General features: G+C 38.5%; 13 protein-coding genes and 1 pseudogene. All 14 read left to right on the forward strand.

Features of this window, described 5'->3' with window-relative positions:
• Positions 1 to 77 precede the first annotated feature (77 nt).
• On the forward strand, positions 78 to 1,121 hold the full coding sequence (locus EPL05_RS15670; protein WP_128534918.1) for an FAD-binding oxidoreductase: 1,044 nt from the start codon (positions 78 to 80) through the stop codon (positions 1,119 to 1,121).
• A 9-nt stretch (positions 1,122 to 1,130) separates the two neighbouring features.
• Entirely contained in the window at positions 1,131 to 1,907 is a 777-nt protein-coding gene (gene rfbF, locus EPL05_RS15675) for a glucose-1-phosphate cytidylyltransferase (protein ID WP_128534919.1), read from the forward strand.
• Positions 1,908 to 1,910: 3 nt separating this feature from the next.
• On the forward strand, positions 1,911 to 2,987 hold the full coding sequence (gene rfbG / locus EPL05_RS15680; RefSeq protein WP_128534920.1) for a CDP-glucose 4,6-dehydratase: 1,077 nt from the start codon (positions 1,911 to 1,913) through the stop codon (positions 2,985 to 2,987).
• Positions 2,980 to 3,909 (forward strand): NAD-dependent epimerase/dehydratase family protein, encoded by a 930-nt coding sequence (locus EPL05_RS15685; RefSeq protein WP_128534921.1) that lies wholly within the window; start codon positions 2,980 to 2,982, stop codon positions 3,907 to 3,909. The genes rfbG and EPL05_RS15685 overlap by 8 nt, the downstream gene beginning before the upstream one ends.
• Complete coding sequence (locus tag EPL05_RS15690; protein WP_128534922.1) at positions 3,906 to 5,624, forward strand: thiamine pyrophosphate-binding protein; 1,719 nt, start codon at positions 3,906 to 3,908, stop codon at positions 5,622 to 5,624. The genes EPL05_RS15685 and EPL05_RS15690 overlap by 4 nt, the downstream gene beginning before the upstream one ends.
• A 21-nt stretch (positions 5,625 to 5,645) precedes the next feature.
• Positions 5,646 to 6,947, forward strand: coding sequence for a lipopolysaccharide biosynthesis protein RfbH (gene rfbH, locus EPL05_RS15695; protein ID WP_128534923.1), 1,302 nt, complete (start codon positions 5,646 to 5,648; stop codon positions 6,945 to 6,947).
• A 385-nt stretch (positions 6,948 to 7,332) separates the two neighbouring features.
• On the forward strand, positions 7,333 to 8,676 hold the full coding sequence (locus EPL05_RS15700) for a lipopolysaccharide biosynthesis protein (protein WP_128534924.1): 1,344 nt from the start codon (positions 7,333 to 7,335) through the stop codon (positions 8,674 to 8,676).
• A gap of 33 nt (positions 8,677 to 8,709) precedes the next feature.
• On the forward strand, positions 8,710 to 9,573 hold the full coding sequence (locus tag EPL05_RS15705; RefSeq protein WP_128534925.1) for a glycosyltransferase: 864 nt from the start codon (positions 8,710 to 8,712) through the stop codon (positions 9,571 to 9,573).
• A 430-nt stretch (positions 9,574 to 10,003) separates the two neighbouring features.
• Positions 10,004 to 10,159: pseudogene (locus EPL05_RS24675) on the forward strand (DapH/DapD/GlmU-related protein); the annotation flags it as partial.
• Between the two features lie 16 nt (positions 10,160 to 10,175).
• Entirely contained in the window at positions 10,176 to 11,342 is a 1,167-nt protein-coding gene (locus tag EPL05_RS15715) for a glycosyltransferase family 4 protein (RefSeq protein WP_128534927.1), read from the forward strand.
• A 5-nt stretch (positions 11,343 to 11,347) separates the two neighbouring features.
• Positions 11,348 to 12,598: an oligosaccharide repeat unit polymerase gene (locus EPL05_RS15720; protein WP_128534928.1), complete on the forward strand. Its 1,251-nt coding sequence runs from the start codon at positions 11,348 to 11,350 to the stop codon at positions 12,596 to 12,598.
• A 57-nt stretch (positions 12,599 to 12,655) separates the two neighbouring features.
• The gene (locus EPL05_RS15725; RefSeq protein WP_128534929.1) at positions 12,656 to 13,729 is read left to right on the forward strand and encodes a glycosyltransferase family 4 protein; all 1,074 of its coding nucleotides are present in this window, start codon (positions 12,656 to 12,658) and stop codon (positions 13,727 to 13,729) included.
• Between the two features lie 101 nt (positions 13,730 to 13,830).
• Entirely contained in the window at positions 13,831 to 14,946 is a 1,116-nt protein-coding gene (locus EPL05_RS15730) for an acyltransferase family protein (protein ID WP_128534930.1), read from the forward strand.
• 201 nt (positions 14,947 to 15,147) lie between these two features.
• A complete protein-coding gene (locus tag EPL05_RS15735) occupies positions 15,148 to 16,209 on the forward strand; it encodes a glycosyltransferase family 4 protein (protein WP_128534931.1) in 1,062 nt (353 codons plus the stop codon).
• Positions 16,210 to 16,237: the final 28 nt, after the last annotated feature.

Raw genomic sequence — 16,237 nt, forward strand, 5'->3', positions numbered from 1 at the left:
TTTTTACTCGTGCATCGTGGTAATGGAGCTTGTTCAACTAAAACTTTCCTAAGTTATTAATCATTGTAAATTACCAAATGCAATTTACCAGTTTAAAAGTTGTTGCTGTTAATATGGAAACGGAAGATACAGTTACCATATCTTTCAAACAGCCCGCTTTAAAAAAAGTCAGGTATGTCCCCGGGCAGTATTTGACACTTATCTTCAGAATTAACGGCCGACGATTTATCCGCCCTTATTCATTCTCTTCGGCACCACTTTTCGACGATAATTTGGATATTACAGTTAAACGTGTGCCCGGCGGCGTTGTATCCAACCACATTATCGATAAAGTTAAAGTTAACGATATAATAGAGGTTATGCCACCTATGGGCGATTTTATTTTAGATGAAGCCACCCTAAAACCAACCACCCATATTGTTTTGTGGGGTGCAGGGAGTGGAATAACACCTCTAATGTCCATCGCCAAATATGCGTTACGAAAAAAACTTGGAGAGCATGTTACATTAATATACGGTAACCGTAATACCGAAAGTGTTATATTTAGTAAGACCATTAAGCACTTGGAAGATGAGTATAGCAATACTTTCCGTGCTTGGCATTTTCACACACAGGCTGCGGTCTCGCTGAATAATCCATACCACGTGCAGGGCCGTATTGACCCTCTTTATGTTTTAAATGTGATCGCTCAGGAGGGAGACCTTAACAGAACTTTACACTACATTTGTGGGCCAGCAGGTTTAAAAGAGTCGGTAAAGGTAAGTTTAGAAGGCTTAGGGGTTGATAAGAGTAAGATATATTCGGAAGACTTCGAAATCGTACGGGATCCTACTCAATTTCAAGATGTAATAACGCGAACCATATCTTTAAAAAAAGATGGTAATGTTTATGCAATTGAAGTTGCTAAAGGCAAAAGTATTTTAGAAAGCGGATTAGATGCATTCATAGATATGCCCTATTCTTGCCAAACAGGTAATTGCTGCGTGTGCAAAGGAAAACTTATTAGAGGAGAAGTAAAATTGATTGGCGGAGAAAAAGAATCTGCGAAACTTGAAGTTGATGAAAGATTACTCTGTTGTAGTTTTCCCCTTACAGATAATATTGAAATAGAAGTTGAATAATAACGATATATGAAAGTTGTACTACTCGCGGGCGGCTTAGGAACCCGGTTAATGGAAGAGACTGAAGCACGTCCAAAGCCTATGGTTGAAATTGGCGGAAAACCAATTTTATGGCACATTATGAAAATTTATGAAACCTATGGCTATAACGACTTTGTTTTATGCCTGGGTTATAAAGCTCAATCTATAAAAGAGTATTTTTTAAATTATTACTTATATAATTCAGATGTAACTATTGAGCTGGAGCGCAATAAAGTTGACGTGCATTTTTCAAACTCCGAATCCTTTAAAGTAACCTTAGTTGATACCGGGTTAACAACTAATACCGCCGGGCGAATAAAACGTATCAAAAAATATGTACAGGATGAAACATTTATGCTTACTTATGGAGATGGTGTTGCTGATATCAACATCAAAGAATTAGTTGAATTTCATCAATCTCATAAAAAGTTGGCCACGCTTACTACCATTCAAATTCCAGGGCGTTTCGGCAATATAGAAATGGGTGAAAATGGCGAAGTAGAACATTTTATAGAAAAACCCCAAGGCGATGGTATGTGGATAAACGGTGGATTTTTTGTGTTAGAACCTGGTATATTTAAATATTTAGAAGGTGATATGGACGATATTCAATGGGAAAAAAAGCCATTGAAAGAAATTGCAGAAGATGGCCAGCTTTCGGCTTACAAACATTCGGGATTTTGGAAGCCCATGGATGCCATGCGTGATAGAATTGAACTTGAACAACTTTGGAGCGGTGGCAATGCGCCGTGGAAAATCTGGTAACATATGTTTAACGAGTTAAAAGAAATTTATAAAGGAAAAAAGGTTTTTTTAACCGGCCATACAGGTTTTAAAGGCTCTTGGCTGTTAAAAATCCTTACGATGTTGGGCGCCGAGGTGAAAGGCTATGCACTGGCACCGGAAGGAGATTTAAATCTTTATAATATTATTAATGGTGATACAATCTGCGATTCGGTAATTGCTGACTTGCGGAATAGAGAAACGCTAAACAAAGCGATGCTTGATTTTGAGCCCGACTTTGTTTTCCATTTGGCTGCACAGCCGTTAGTAAGATTGTCATATCGTATCCCCTCCGAAACATTTGAGGTGAATGCGATTGGAACGGCTAATGTGCTTGACGCAGTAATGCTGCTTAATAAGCCATGCTATTGTGTGCTGATAACCACTGATAAGGTGTATCATAATAACGAATGGGAGTATCCATATCGCGAAAATGACCGACTTGGTGGTTATGATCCTTACAGTGCAAGTAAAGCCTGTATGGAACTGGTTATAGGGTCTTATCGGAATTCATTTTTTAATGAAAACACTTATCCTGTTCATCAAAAGGCTATTGCGGTAGGTCGCGCCGGTAATGTTATAGGTGGGGGCGATTGGTCGGCAGATCGTCTGATACCAGACATAGTAAGCGCTTTACATGCCGGAAAACCTATAGAAATTCGTAACCCGGATTCGGTAAGGCCATGGCAGCATGTTCTTGAGCCATTAACAGGGTACTTGTTGTTGGGTGCCAAATTATTGGGTAACCCGGTTGCATTTTCGCAGGCATATAACTTTGGCCCCGATGTTAACGATGCACTGCCTGTGCACAAAATGGTTGAAATGGCTATAGCAGCCTGGGGTAGTGGAAACTTTAATATCAACCAAACCGTTAATCAACCGCACGAGGCCGGACTGCTGAAACTTGACATCAGCAAAGTTAAAGCAGAATTAAACTGGCAACCAAAAATGAACGCCGATAAAGCGGTGAACACAACTATAAACTGGTATAGGGAGTTTTATAGCCGCAGCGAGATGACTGTATATACGGAAAAGCAAATTCAGGACTTTTTTAATGGCTAAGATTTTCATTACCGGCATAACGGGCTTCCTTGGGTCGGGCATTGCTCAAGTGCTTATTAACCAGGGGCACCAGTTAATTGCGAATTACCGGGAAAGTTCTTCTAAAGAATTATGCCGGGAGTTTGAGGGCCGGGTAATCTGGATTCTTCAGGATGACGATAACGTTTGGGCCGAAAAAGTAATTGCTTTTTCTCCCTCTGTTATAATTCACTCGGCATGGTTAGGAGTGGGGCATCAGGACAGGGACAACTGGGATGTACAATCGCAGAATATTGATTTTTTACGCATAATATTGACTGTTGTGCAAAAAAGCGGAGCCCCCAAATTTATTGGTATGGGCTCGCAAGCCGAATATGGAGTATACAGCGGAAGCATTAATGAAGATCAACCCATAAATCCTACAGAAGCTTATGGCAGAATAAAACTGGTGTGTGCTGAACTGGTGAAACAGTATTGTAGCCAGTATGGCATAGATTGGTATTGGTTAAGGCTTTTCTCATTTTTCGGCAAAGGGGAAGCTGATCATTGGCTTATCCCATCGCTGGTTAAAAAGATTGTAAACGGCGAAAGCATGGACCTCACGTTAGGTGAACAAAAATATTCGTACCTGTATGTTAGCGATTTAGGGCTTGCCGTAAATAAAATTATAACAAATAGCGGCAAAAGTGGTATATATAACATATCTGGAAAAAAAGTAGTCGTACTGAGAGATTTGGTTAAAAATATAAGGGACAAAATAAACCCTTCCTTTTCGCTAAATTTTGGTAAGCTACCCTATCGTGTTAATCAATCTATGCACATGCAGGGAGATTCTGGTAAATTTGTGACCGAGTTTGGTGATTTTGATGTATCTGATTTTGACGTTGCGATATCTGACACGGTTGAATACCTAAAAATGAAATTTAAAGATAAATTAAAATGAAAGCTTCTGATTTTATAGCTACCTTTTTAGAGAAAAAAGGAGTAAAGCATGTTTTCGAACTATCGGGTGGTATGATAACCCATATATTGGATTCGTTAAATCAGAAAACATCCATCAATATAATTACTATGCACCACGAGCAGGCTGCAGCCTTTGCTGCAGATGCTTATGGCCGTGTAACCGGCATCCCCGGCATTGCGCTGGCTACAAGTGGCCCCGGCGCCACTAACCTGTTAACCGGTATAGGGAGCTGTTATTTTGATTCTACCCCAGCTGTTTTTATAACAGGCCAGGTAAACCGCCACGAACAAAAAGGTAATCGCAGCATTCGCCAACTGGGTTTCCAGGAAACGGATATTATTGCCATGGCGCAACCGATAACAAAAGCCTGTTTTAAAATTGAAAGCGAGCATGATTTGCCGGCTGTAATGGAAAAGGCGTTTATGATAGCCATGGAAGGGAGGCCGGGCCCGGTTCTGATAGATATTCCAATGGATATACAACGTGCCCAAGTAGAGCCTATTCCACCCCCTGAAAATGGTGAGGCAATTCAAGGTACATCTGCCGAAATATTGCAGGATATTTTTAAAAGTATAAAAGACGCTAAACGTCCCCTTTTATTAGTTGGTCGCGGTGTGCGTGCCGCTTTTGCCAAGGAGGAAATGGATGCATTTTTGAAAAAAACCGAATTGCCGGTAATCACCACTTTACTTGCGGTTGACGCCGCCGAGTTTGATCACCCTTCTCGGGTTGGTTTTATTGGTAGTTATGGCAATCGCTGGGCAAATATTGCTTTTGGAGAAAGTGACCTGCTGATAGTAGTAGGCAGCCGCCTTGATATCCGCCAAACTGGTGCTGATACCAAATTTTTTGAGAATCGCACTATTTATCATATAGATTGCGAAAGTGGCGAAATAAATAACCGTGTTAAAGGTTGCGTGCCGGTAATTACCGACGCGAAGCAATTCTTTATAGATTTTAATATAGCTGCCGAAACAGAATCGTTTAAAAAGCCTATAGACTGGCTACAATATATAGATGATCTCAAGCAACAATGGCCAGATACTAAGGAGCTAACGCCTGATGGTATTAACCCAAACTATTTCATGCATACCTTGTCGCACAATTCACGCGCAGCCAAATGTTACATTGCAGATGTTGGGAGCCACCAAATGTGGGCAGCACAATCTTTAGAAATCTATAAAGATCAGCTGTTTTTTACGTCTGGAGGCATGGGCGCAATGGGGTACGCGCTGCCTGCGGGTATTGGAGCATGTTTTGCGTTAGATTTAAACCCAGTTATAGTGATAGTTGGTGACGGATGTATGCAAATAAACATCCAGGAGCTTCAAACCATTGTTCGCAATAAGCTGCCAGTTAAAATTGTTGTGATGAATAATAAAAACCTGGGAATGATCCGTCAGTTTCAGGATAGCTATTTCGAATCGAGGTATCAAAGCACCTATTGGGGCTACAGTGCACCCGATTTTGAAAAAGTGGCGAAGGCCTACGGTATTGATTCCTTAACCATCAGCGCCGAGGATGAAATGGAAGATGCGGTAAACTGGATGTGGAATGAAACCAATGCTGGTGAACCAGTGTTGTTACAGGTTATGATAGACCCCCATACCAACACCTACCCTAAAATTGCTTTTGGTAAGCCAATCACGGAAATGGAGCCTTTTGCAAAACCAATAGAAATGGAAAGTACCTAATACGTTTATATTAAATAGAGCATGTTAAAAAATATTACTACCCCTGAGCTGGAAAAAAGCCTTAGAGAAATTGCTAAAGCTAAAACAACACAAATCATTATACCAGGTAAAAACTATATCCCCGTTACCGGCAAGGTATTAGATGAGGAAGATGTATTACTTGGTGTTGATGCCGCATTAGACGGCTGGTTAACGGCAGGCCGTTTTGCCAATTCTTTTGAATACGATTTCGCCAAATATTTTGGTGCCCCAAAGGCATTACTTGTTAACTCAGGCTCGTCGGCTAATCTTGTTGCGTTTTATGCCCTTACTTCTACAAAATTGGGAGATCGCGCTGTAAAACCGGGCGACGAGGTAATCACTGTTGCCGCAGGTTTCCCAACCACAGTAAACCCAATAGTTCAATTTGGCGCTATACCTGTTTTTGTTGACGTGGATATTGCAACGCACAACGTAAAAGCCGAAGATATTGAAGCCGCCGTTTCGCCTAAAACAAAGGCTATAATGATCGCACATTCGCTTGGTAACCCATTCAATTTGGATGAGGTGATGCGTGTGGCAAAAAAATACAACCTTTGGGTGGTAGAAGATGATTGCGATTCTTTGGGTGCTACTTACCGCGGGCAAAAGACAGGGACTTTCGGCGATATTTCTACATTTTCATTCTATCCGGCCCACCATATCACAATGGGAGAGGGTGGTGCCGTACTGATAAACAACCCCGAACTGGCTAAAGTTGCGGAAAGTTTTAGAGACTGGGGTCGCGATTGTTATTGCGAGCCGGGTAAAGATAACACCTGCGGGTGCAGATTTTCGCAGCAATTGGGCTCGTTGCCTTATGGCTACGATCATAAATACACCTATTCGCACATTGGTTTCAATTTAAAAGTTACCGATATGCAGGCTGCCTTTGGTGTATCGCAATTAAAAAAACTGGATCACTTTGTACAGCGCCGCCGCGAAAATTTCAAAGCTTTACACGAGCGTATGAAAGAACTGGAAGAGGTGTTTATCCTGCCAGAGGCTACCCAGCATAGTGACCCTTCATGGTTTGGTTTTTTGCTTACATTACGTGAAGGAGATGCAGCCGATAGGCACATGCTTGTACAGCACCTGGAAGAAAAGAAGATAGGTACACGGTTGCTATTTGGAGGTAACTTACTACGTCAGCCCGCCTATGCCAATATTAATCATCGCACAATAGGAAATTTAGCCAATACCGATACGATCATGAACCAATCTTTTTGGTTGGGTGTGTGGCCGGGGCTAAACGAAACACATTACGATTACATGTTAGATGTAATTAAAGAGTATATAAGCTAAGTTATTGCAATCACTAAAATATATGTTCATCAAACAAGCATTAATTTTGGTATAATCTCCTAAGATAAAGGTTAGCGACAGCGGTGAATTTCAACGCAACGCGGTAATATTTATAACTTACGATATTGTATTTACAGATGGGTTTTAGTGAAAATTATACAGCAAGAACGTTAGGTGAAACAATGCGCAATTAGGCGGATACAACCAGAATAAATAATAAACCGGGCTTTAAATAGTAAAGTGGATTTTAGGAATGGAATTACCAGTTTTGTAAATCGGGTAAACCTGCAGGCGATGTGCCACGGTGAGTGTGAACCGTCATTAGCTGAAATGAAAAACGGAGATTATTATCTTAATAAAAATCTCATCAATAGCTCAAAGTAAAATGTTAATATTCTTAAAGAATATCTTAGCGAAGATAGGTATCGACGGTGCTATAGCTTTCACGCTTTTATCAAGAATTATCCAAGCCTTTGGGGGGATAGGATCATTAGTTTTTATTGGGGCTTTTCTTTCAGGAGATGAACGCGGATATTTTTATACATTTTCGAGCATCCTGGCTATTCAAGTTTTTTTCGAGTTGGGTTTAAGCGGCATTATTACGCAATATACGGCTCATGAATGTGCCCACCTGCAATGGGTAAACGGCAACCTACAGGGAGAGAGTTACTACAAATCCAGATTATCATCACTGCTCAGGTTTTTTATCAAATGGTTTGGCGTAATCAGCTTGCTTTTATTTTTGCTGTTAGTGGCAGCAGGTTTTTACTTCTTTTCCAACTACAACAAAGGTTCGCACGTTGCCTGGCAAAATCCATGGATACTGCTTTGCCTGGCTACTTCTTTAAATCTTTTTATCGATCCGTTGCTGGCTTTCATTGAAGGACTTGGTGATGTAAAGGATATGGCAAAAATACGGCTGATCCAAAAAACAACCAACGTAATATTGTTAATCGTTTTTTTTGTATTGGGTTTTAAACTATACTCTGCCGCGCTGGCATCGTTAGTATCCATCTTAATAAATTACGCTCAAATCGTATTTACAAAACGTAAAGATAAATTGAGAACTATTTGGAAACTACTTGGAACTGATACAATAAATTACATGACCGAAATTTTCCCTTTTCAGTGGCGTATCGCGTTAAGCTGGATAAGCGGATTTTTTATTTTCCAATTATTCAATCCAATTTTATTTGCATTTGAGGGGCCGGTTGTTGCCGGGCAAATGGGTATGTCGTTGCAAATTTTGAACGGTATTTCTGGCTTGTCAATGAGTTGGATAACTACCAAAGTGCCGCTCTTTTCGTCGTTAATTGCGCTTAAAAAATATGAAGAATTAAATGTGGTTTTTAAAAAAACGCTGAATAGTTTAATTGTAGTTAATTTTGGCATGATTGGACTCTTTTATCTACTCTTTATGCTGCTTTATGTTAACCATTTGTCTTATAGTAATAGATTTTTAGCCCCTGTGCCGCTTGCATTACTTTGTGGAGCAACAATGGTTAATCAAATGGTTTTTTCTTGGGCAACTTACTTAAGATGTCATAAGCAAGAGCCGTTTTTAATTATTTCGATTGTGATAGGTATACTTTGTTCTCTCTCAACCGTAATTTTAGGTCGGTATTTTGGCGTATTAGGATTAGCCGGTGGTTACACTTTTATTACTTTTGTTATTTCCTTCCCCTGGGCATATTTTATATTTAAAGAAAAACAATCCCAATGGCATTAACTAAGTTTTTCATCACTAATATAAACAGAAAACATGCCTAAAGTTTCTATCATAGTTCCTACTTACAATCGCTCTGTATATTTGAAAGAAACTTTAAATTCTATTCTGAAGCAAAGTTTCGATGATTATGAAATAATCATTACCGACAATTGCTCTCCTGATGATACCGAGCAAGTGGTAAAATCAATTGCCGATCCGCGAATTGTGTATTCTAAAAATGCCCAAAATTTAGGATCTGTTAATAATTATAATAAATCGTTGGAACTGGTTAAAGGCGAATTGATACACCTTTTTAGCGATGATGACATTATGCTGGCGGATTGTTTAGCCGATAAGGTGGCAGTGTTTGAAAAATATCCTGAAGTGGCGATATTACACTCTGATATAAACACCATTGATAAAAACGGCCACATAATATCAAATAGCCATGCATTTAACGTTTATAAAAAGTGGGCAAAACTACACGCTACAAGCAGAATATTTGATAAAAAACAGTACCATAAATTTTTAATGGCTAACAATTTCGTATGTATGCCCGCGGTAATGATGCGTACATCGGTATTCAAAAAAATAGGGTTTTTTGATTCAACTTTATCTTATATTGTAGATTGGCAATATTGGTTGAAAGCTTCATTGTTTTTTGATTTTTATTATATAAATAAAAAAACTATTTCGTACCGCATACACGATACAAATACAGTAAAAAAACTTTCTTTGCGAATTTTAAATAATGAGTTTAATCACGTCTTAAAAGATCTAAGAGAGAACTATAAAGACTCGTTAGTAATTAAAAACAATCTGCAGGCTTTTTTAATTAAATTATATTACAACGGTTTTCATAGGCATTACTATACCAATTATGTACGCTGGTTACTCGAGTTTATAAAACCTAATTAACCCACAATTAATTTTAGCCATTTTTATCATGTTTATAACAAACCTGCTTCATCAGTATTTATCGCACTTTAAAATGCAATGTAGGCTGGCGCACCTATCAAGCCGCTTTAAATGCTATATTCATCATTCTACTGGTTTTTATTATGACGATGTAAACGACGTACAAATAGGAGCAGGGTGCTCAATAGGAATTAATAATGTGATTTTTTGCACTAATGAACAAACCAAAGGGAAGCGGGCAAAATTAATTATAGGAGATGGCACTTCTTTTGGCGAAATGAATAGTATCAGAGCATCTGGTGGTGATATAATTATTGGTAAAAAATGCCTTATATCTCAATTTGTAAATATTGTGGGTAGTAACCACGCTATTAATCCCAATGAGAATATTAAAGACCAACTTTGGGATGACACAAAAACAGGTGTTACTATTGGCGATGATGTTTGGATTGGTAGCGGCTGTACTATTTTACCTGGCGTTACTATAGAGCGTGGAGCTATTATTGCAGCCGGATCGGTAGTGACTAAAGATGTTAAAGCTTTCACTATAGTGGGTGGTGTGCCAGCCGCATTTATCAAGAACAGGGTTTAGCAATTATTAAATGAAAAGAGTTTTATATGTTTTCGGGGGTGAAGAAGCCTCAGGTGCCGAATTCGTGATACAGAGGCTATTTAAATACAATACCGCAGTTGTAGAACCGCACTTATTTGTATCGCCCGGCAAATTTGCAGATGAAGTTGTCAACAATAAAATTTGCCCGGTAACCCAGCTAAATGCTTTAAAAAAGTTAAACAGGGCAAGAATTAAAGGGTTCGGGTTTATAATTAAAGCACTAAAAAATTATTTTGTGGTATCTGGCAAGGTGCTTGACTATGTTAGGAAAAATAACATTGATATTGTACATGCTAATACAATAGTTCCTGCTTCTTACTTAATTCCCGCAATAGTATGGTCAAAAATCACGTTCAAAAAAACAAAGTGGTTTTGGAGCGACCACGATCTTCAATACTTCTCGCAAATAGATCATATTGTTTCTAAACTTTGCTTAAAACTATTTGATGCTACTTTAGTAGTATCTGATGCAGTGAAAAAAAAATTCGGATCGGCCAGTGAAAAATTAATGATATTATACAATGGGCTCGACTTAAATGATTTTATTGAAAATGATACGCTAAGGCGGAATTTTAGAGAAAAGTATAATATAGCAGATAACCAATTGCTATTTTGCATTGCAGGTGTCGTATCGCCCCGAAAAGGCCAGATTATGCTAATTAAAGTATTTAGCCAATTGGCAGCCAAATATGATCATATTAAGTTGGTATTTGCCGGGCGTTTATCAGAAGATACACCCGAATATTATCAAACATTTTTGGGCGAAGTAGAAAAGAATAAAGAAAGCATCCTATACATAGGAAAAGTAAATGATATGGTATCGCTTTATAACGGTATCGACGTTTTGTATAATAATAGCAGTAACGAGGGTAGCGAACCGCTTGGCACAACAATATTAGAAGCAATGGCAATGCATAAAATTGTAATAGCATCAAAAGTGGGCGGATCGCCTGAAATAGTCACAGATAAAAAAGATGGTTTCCTGTTTAATGCAGATAATGAAAGTGCTTTAATGGACATTACGGCGCAAGTGATCGATAACTGGTACAACCTAACTGCAATGCGGGCTCAAGCCAGCATCGCGATAAAGGAACGGTTTGATATTGAAATTATGGCCAGTAATTACAATGGTATAATAATGGCAAATACTAACTAATTGTAATGAACGGTTTATTGATATTTCTTGGCAGTTCTGTGTATTTGTGTGGTTCATACCTGGTATGGCCAAGCAGGTATAACATCACAGCCCATTTAAATATCGCATTTGTGTTTATTGCTTTTTTCGTTCCTGCAATCATCCTTAATAATTACGAAGAGTATTCACCGGATATTGTTGATCTATATGTTCAGCTATTAACGGTAGGGGGCATTTGCTACGTTATTGGGCTGTTTATTGGGTTTAACATTAAACCCTGGCGAACATCGCTTTCGTTTGATGTTTTAAGTTCCGCGATGTATAGTAAGCGGGTTGTTAATGTAACCGCTATCATGCTTATTTTAGCTATTGCGGGCGAAAGTTTTGGTTATTTATTAATGGGGTACGTGCCGATGTTTGCTGCAGACCCTTTGGCCGCGAAATTTTTTCGGAACCAATATGCGGTACCCTTTTATGTATCTATTATTTATCTGTCTTCTTTTTTCGTTTTGTCAACATTAGTGCCTATAAGTCTCATGATCTGGTATCAGGACAAAAAGAAGGTATTTTTTTTAATTCTATCTTTTTTGGCGGTATCGCTGATGATGATGTCATTGGCGAGGAGCGCTGCTTTCAGTGGTATTATTTTGTTTGTTGCCGTGATCATGAGCTTTAAAAATAAAAAAACGTTTTTTTTATTTATTATATTAATTTTTTGCGCCTATGGCTTCAGTTCGGTATTTTATTTTATTACCGGCATAAGAAACTTTACGGATGTAGGGTTTAAAACAGACCATATTTTTTGGCGTGTACTTTCTTCAGGAACCATCGATATTGATGATCAATTAAATTTTTTAACCTATTTTGATAAAAATCCGGAATGGACTTATGGCCGTACAGTTTATGGCGGTCTGATACCCAGCCATTATTTTTGGAATCCGGCTGTTTATACCCTTAGGGTAGTTAACCCGGGTAGTGATTTAAACACGCTGATTTCGGGCGGGTTGAGGTTGCCTGCCCCTATATGGGGTTACGTGTCGTTCCAATGGCCCGGCGTTGTTATGTTTTGTTTTCTCTCGGGAATGATTAAAGGCATGATGGCAAAATTCACAAAGCACTGGGTATCTAAACACAAAACTTTATTAATAATAGTAATTGTAATGGCAATCAATATTTTTGTATTTGAGCCGGCTTGTTACTTCTTTGTAATGTCTAACTATTCAATACCGCCATTAATATTGATGCTTTTCTACATGTATAGAATTAAGTTAAAGTAGTTTGCTTTTTTATAAAAGGCTTTTTTAGCTCATGCCAATATCATAACCCAATTTTAAATGTTCACATTAAACAGTAGATTTTTAACTCAAAATTTAACAGGTGTACAACGCTATGCCTATGAGTTGTTTAAACAAATAAATAAAAGAACTGAGGATGCCAGCTATGTATTACCGGCTCAGCCTGTAATTGACAAATATGAAATACCAGAAGGCTTAAAACTGCAAAAAACCGGAAAATATAAAAGTCACGTATGGGAACAATTAGAACTTCCCGCTTACTTAAATAAATTAGCAAAGAAGCCGCTTCTATTAAACCTTTGTAATACAGCCCCACTTTTTTACAAAAATCAAATTGTTACGGTACACGATATTGCCTACATGCGTGGTAACTGGCATAGCCGCAGTTTTCGTTCGCTTTATAAGGTTATAATACCAACGGTTTTAAAAAACAGTAAGCATGTGATAACAGTGAGCGAGTTTTCAAAAGCAGAAATAATGGATGCTTACAAAATTGCTGGTGATAAAATATCGGTTGTGTATAACGCCGGGTTTTCTGCTCCAGATATTGAAAAAAGCGACAGAGGGGATTTGGAATTAAAATATCCTTACATTTTGTCCGTTGGCTCCATAGATCCACGAAAAAACCTTAAGCGTTTAATAAAGGCCTTTCTTAATTTAAAGCAAACAGATTTTACGTTATATCTTACAGGCGCTTATAATGCTAATTTTAAAACTGACCCCGAGTTAGATGTACTGCTTAAAAACAATGAGGAACGTATCGTTTTTTTAGGTTACCGAACCGATGCAGAATTGATTTACCTTTATCAGAACGCATTGTGCTTTGCTTACCCATCGTTGTATGAAGGGTTTGGCCTTCCGCCTGTTGAGGCAATGGCAGCGGGTTGCCCGGTAATTACCAGCGGAATAACAAGTTTGCCCGAAATATGTGGTAGCGCCGCTTTGTATTGCGATCCGCTTAACATTCCCGACATCACATCCAAAATGGACAATATGATTGAAGATAGCTACCTGCGCGAAAATCTTATAGCACAAGGGTATGAAAATGCCGGAAAGTATTCATGGCAATTGTCTGGTAAATTATTGATGGATGTTATAAATAACTATATATAAGCCGCTATATTTCATATTAGTTACAATGTACCTCATTTATTTATGCAGCAAACTAATAGTTAAATCGGTAATTTCGCCATTTAACACGTTTATATAATCAAATGGGCAAAATTAGGACCTTGCTTGCTTTATCTGTTGTAATGTTTCACTGCGGTTCCATTTTCGGGGTTACCCTTATCGGTGGTGGCCTTCCCGTTCAAGCCTTTTTTATAATCTCAGGATTTTACATGTCTATGGTTCTCAATGAGAAATATATAGGTGCAAACAATTCATATAAGCTTTTTTTGAGTAACAGGCTTTTAAGGCTTTACCCCATTTACTGGGTAGTGCTTATATTAACTGTATTAGGCGGGGTTTTGTTAGCGGCAAAGGCCCATACCATACACATAAACAAATTTGAAGGATATTTTGCCTTACAAGGTTACGTACCCTCTGTTGCATTTATGATTATCAATCAGGTTGTTATATTCGGGCAAGATCTGGTATACTCATTAGCTATAGATCCAGCAAACGGGCACTTGTTTTTCACAACCCTGGCCGAAAATGGAAAACCACCATTAACCACCTTGCTAATGGTGCCACCAGCCTGGACACTTGGGGTAGAACTAACATTTTATTTAGTTGCTCCATTTATTTTGCGCAGGAAGGCAGGTATAATAGTTTCCCTGATCGTATTGTCTTTTTTATTGCGGGTTTGCTTACTTTACATGTACGGCTCGGCGGTAGAACTTTGGATGTACAAGTTTTTCCCTACATCGTTAATGTTCTTTTTGTTAGGCTATGTATGTTATCGCATGTACGTAAGGTTGAAAAATGTAAAACTTAATAATAAGCTGGGCTATGTGGTACTTATACTCCTGGTTTTAGAAACGTTTCTTTATCCTTATTTACCAGATTTTAGACTGGCATATTTTCCTTTCGGTTTTCTTGACACGCTTTATCTAACATCAATTACTTTTGCGGTACCGTTTTTATTTATTCATTTCAAATCAAATACATTGGATAACAAGATCGGCGAATTATCCTATCCAATTTATATATGCCATAAGTTGTTTTTTTACATATTAAGAAGCATGCATTTTTTATCGGGCCAATTCTTTGGGCTTTATGTGGTAATAGGTACTATAATATTTGCGATACTTTTAACCAAATTAGTAACCTTACCAATTGAAAAGTACCGGCAATCACGATTAATAAGACAAAGGAGCAACGGTTGACATATTTCTACCATCAAACCAAAATTGCCAACAATTAGTTACCGGTCTTAAAGAACATTTAATCTTAGCTGGTGTTACAACAACTTTTAAGGGATGCAGCATATTTGGTAAGAAGGCTATATACAATTTAAGTAAAGGCGATACTGTTGATAGAATAAGATATCAATAATTTAAGTATAATATATTACAAAAGGAATAAGGATGAGGATATTAGTTGTTGACGAGCTTTGCCCACCACAACTTGGGGGAATACAGGTTAGGTTTAAAGGACTTGCCAAGCAATGGGCTGCAATGGGCCACGAAGTACATGTAACCGCGATAGATCACCTGGGCACATCATCCGAAAAGGAAGTGATAGACGGGATAAATTACCATCGCATCATGAAAGATGATGGTTATTATAAGAGCGGCCCTTTTGGAAGAAAGGTGAGCACCATATTTACCTACACGTTTAAGCTCAAACCTTTTTTTAAGCAGGAATGGGACCTCATCATTTTTTGCCAGTTCCCTATGTTGCCGCAGATATTTTATAAGCTATTTTATAAAAAGCGCGCAAAAACGGCTCTCGATTTTGTAGAATACCGTGGCTCCAGGCTTTGGAAGATCATCAATAATATCATCCTCAACGCGGCAGACCAGGTAATTTGTATAAGTAACCACGTAAAACAATGTGTGCTGGAACACCGTAAAGATAATCTCCATATAATACCCAGTTTTGTTGATACAACAGGTGCTGTTTCGGCAAGTAAAACAAACTATATATTTATGGGGCGTATGGTAGAGCACAAACACCCGGAGCATGCTATACAAGCTGTTTTGGCATACAACGAAACCTATAACAAAAATATGCCATTGCAAATGATGGGCGGTGGTGGCATGCTGCAAGAGTTGAAAACAGAATACGCCGGCAATGGTTGTATCACCTTCCTCGGCAGTGTTGATGATGAGGTAAAACAGCAGGTGCTGGCAAACGGCCGCATCCTTATTTTACCTTCGGAGCGGGAAGGTCTGCCGATAGTTGTTATAGAAGCAATGTCCTACGGGGTGCCAACAATAACAACCGATTACCCCGGTAACGGAACACAATTTTTTGTCACCGAAGAACAAATTGGCAAAGTAGCACAGCCCGATGTAAATGATATTGCAAAAAAAATAAAGGAAATAGAGGACGACTATGATGCGTTTGTTAACCGCTGTAACCAGATAAAAGACAACTACGATACAAAGGTTATTGCACAAAAATATTTGGATATCTTCCGCTAAACGGCTCGGCGATAAACAATTTACAAGT

Source organism: Mucilaginibacter gilvus (assembly GCF_004054195.1).
GTDB lineage: Bacteria > Bacteroidota > Bacteroidia > Sphingobacteriales > Sphingobacteriaceae > Mucilaginibacter > Mucilaginibacter gilvus.

Bases quoted from the DNA above. Each gene is read 5' to 3' on its own strand.
- EPL05_RS15670 (WP_128534918.1), top strand. From the start codon at position 78: ATGCAATTTACCAGTTTAAAAGTTGTTGCTGTTAATATGGAAACGGAA.
- rfbF (WP_128534919.1), top strand. From the start codon at position 1,131: ATGAAAGTTGTACTACTCGCGGGCGGCTTAGGAACCCGGTTAATGGAA.
- rfbG (WP_128534920.1), top strand. From the start codon at position 1,911: ATGTTTAACGAGTTAAAAGAAATTTATAAAGGAAAAAAGGTTTTTTTA.
- EPL05_RS15685 (WP_128534921.1), top strand. From the start codon at position 2,980: ATGGCTAAGATTTTCATTACCGGCATAACGGGCTTCCTTGGGTCGGGC.
- EPL05_RS15690 (WP_128534922.1), top strand. From the start codon at position 3,906: ATGAAAGCTTCTGATTTTATAGCTACCTTTTTAGAGAAAAAAGGAGTA.
- rfbH (WP_128534923.1), top strand. From the start codon at position 5,646: ATGTTAAAAAATATTACTACCCCTGAGCTGGAAAAAAGCCTTAGAGAA.
- EPL05_RS15700 (WP_128534924.1), top strand. From the start codon at position 7,333: ATGTTAATATTCTTAAAGAATATCTTAGCGAAGATAGGTATCGACGGT.
- EPL05_RS15705 (WP_128534925.1), top strand. From the start codon at position 8,710: ATGCCTAAAGTTTCTATCATAGTTCCTACTTACAATCGCTCTGTATAT.
- EPL05_RS15715 (WP_128534927.1), top strand. From the start codon at position 10,176: ATGAAAAGAGTTTTATATGTTTTCGGGGGTGAAGAAGCCTCAGGTGCC.
- EPL05_RS15720 (WP_128534928.1), top strand. From the start codon at position 11,348: ATGAACGGTTTATTGATATTTCTTGGCAGTTCTGTGTATTTGTGTGGT.
- EPL05_RS15725 (WP_128534929.1), top strand. From the start codon at position 12,656: ATGTTCACATTAAACAGTAGATTTTTAACTCAAAATTTAACAGGTGTA.
- EPL05_RS15730 (WP_128534930.1), top strand. From the start codon at position 13,831: ATGGGCAAAATTAGGACCTTGCTTGCTTTATCTGTTGTAATGTTTCAC.
- EPL05_RS15735 (WP_128534931.1), top strand. From the start codon at position 15,148: ATGAGGATATTAGTTGTTGACGAGCTTTGCCCACCACAACTTGGGGGA.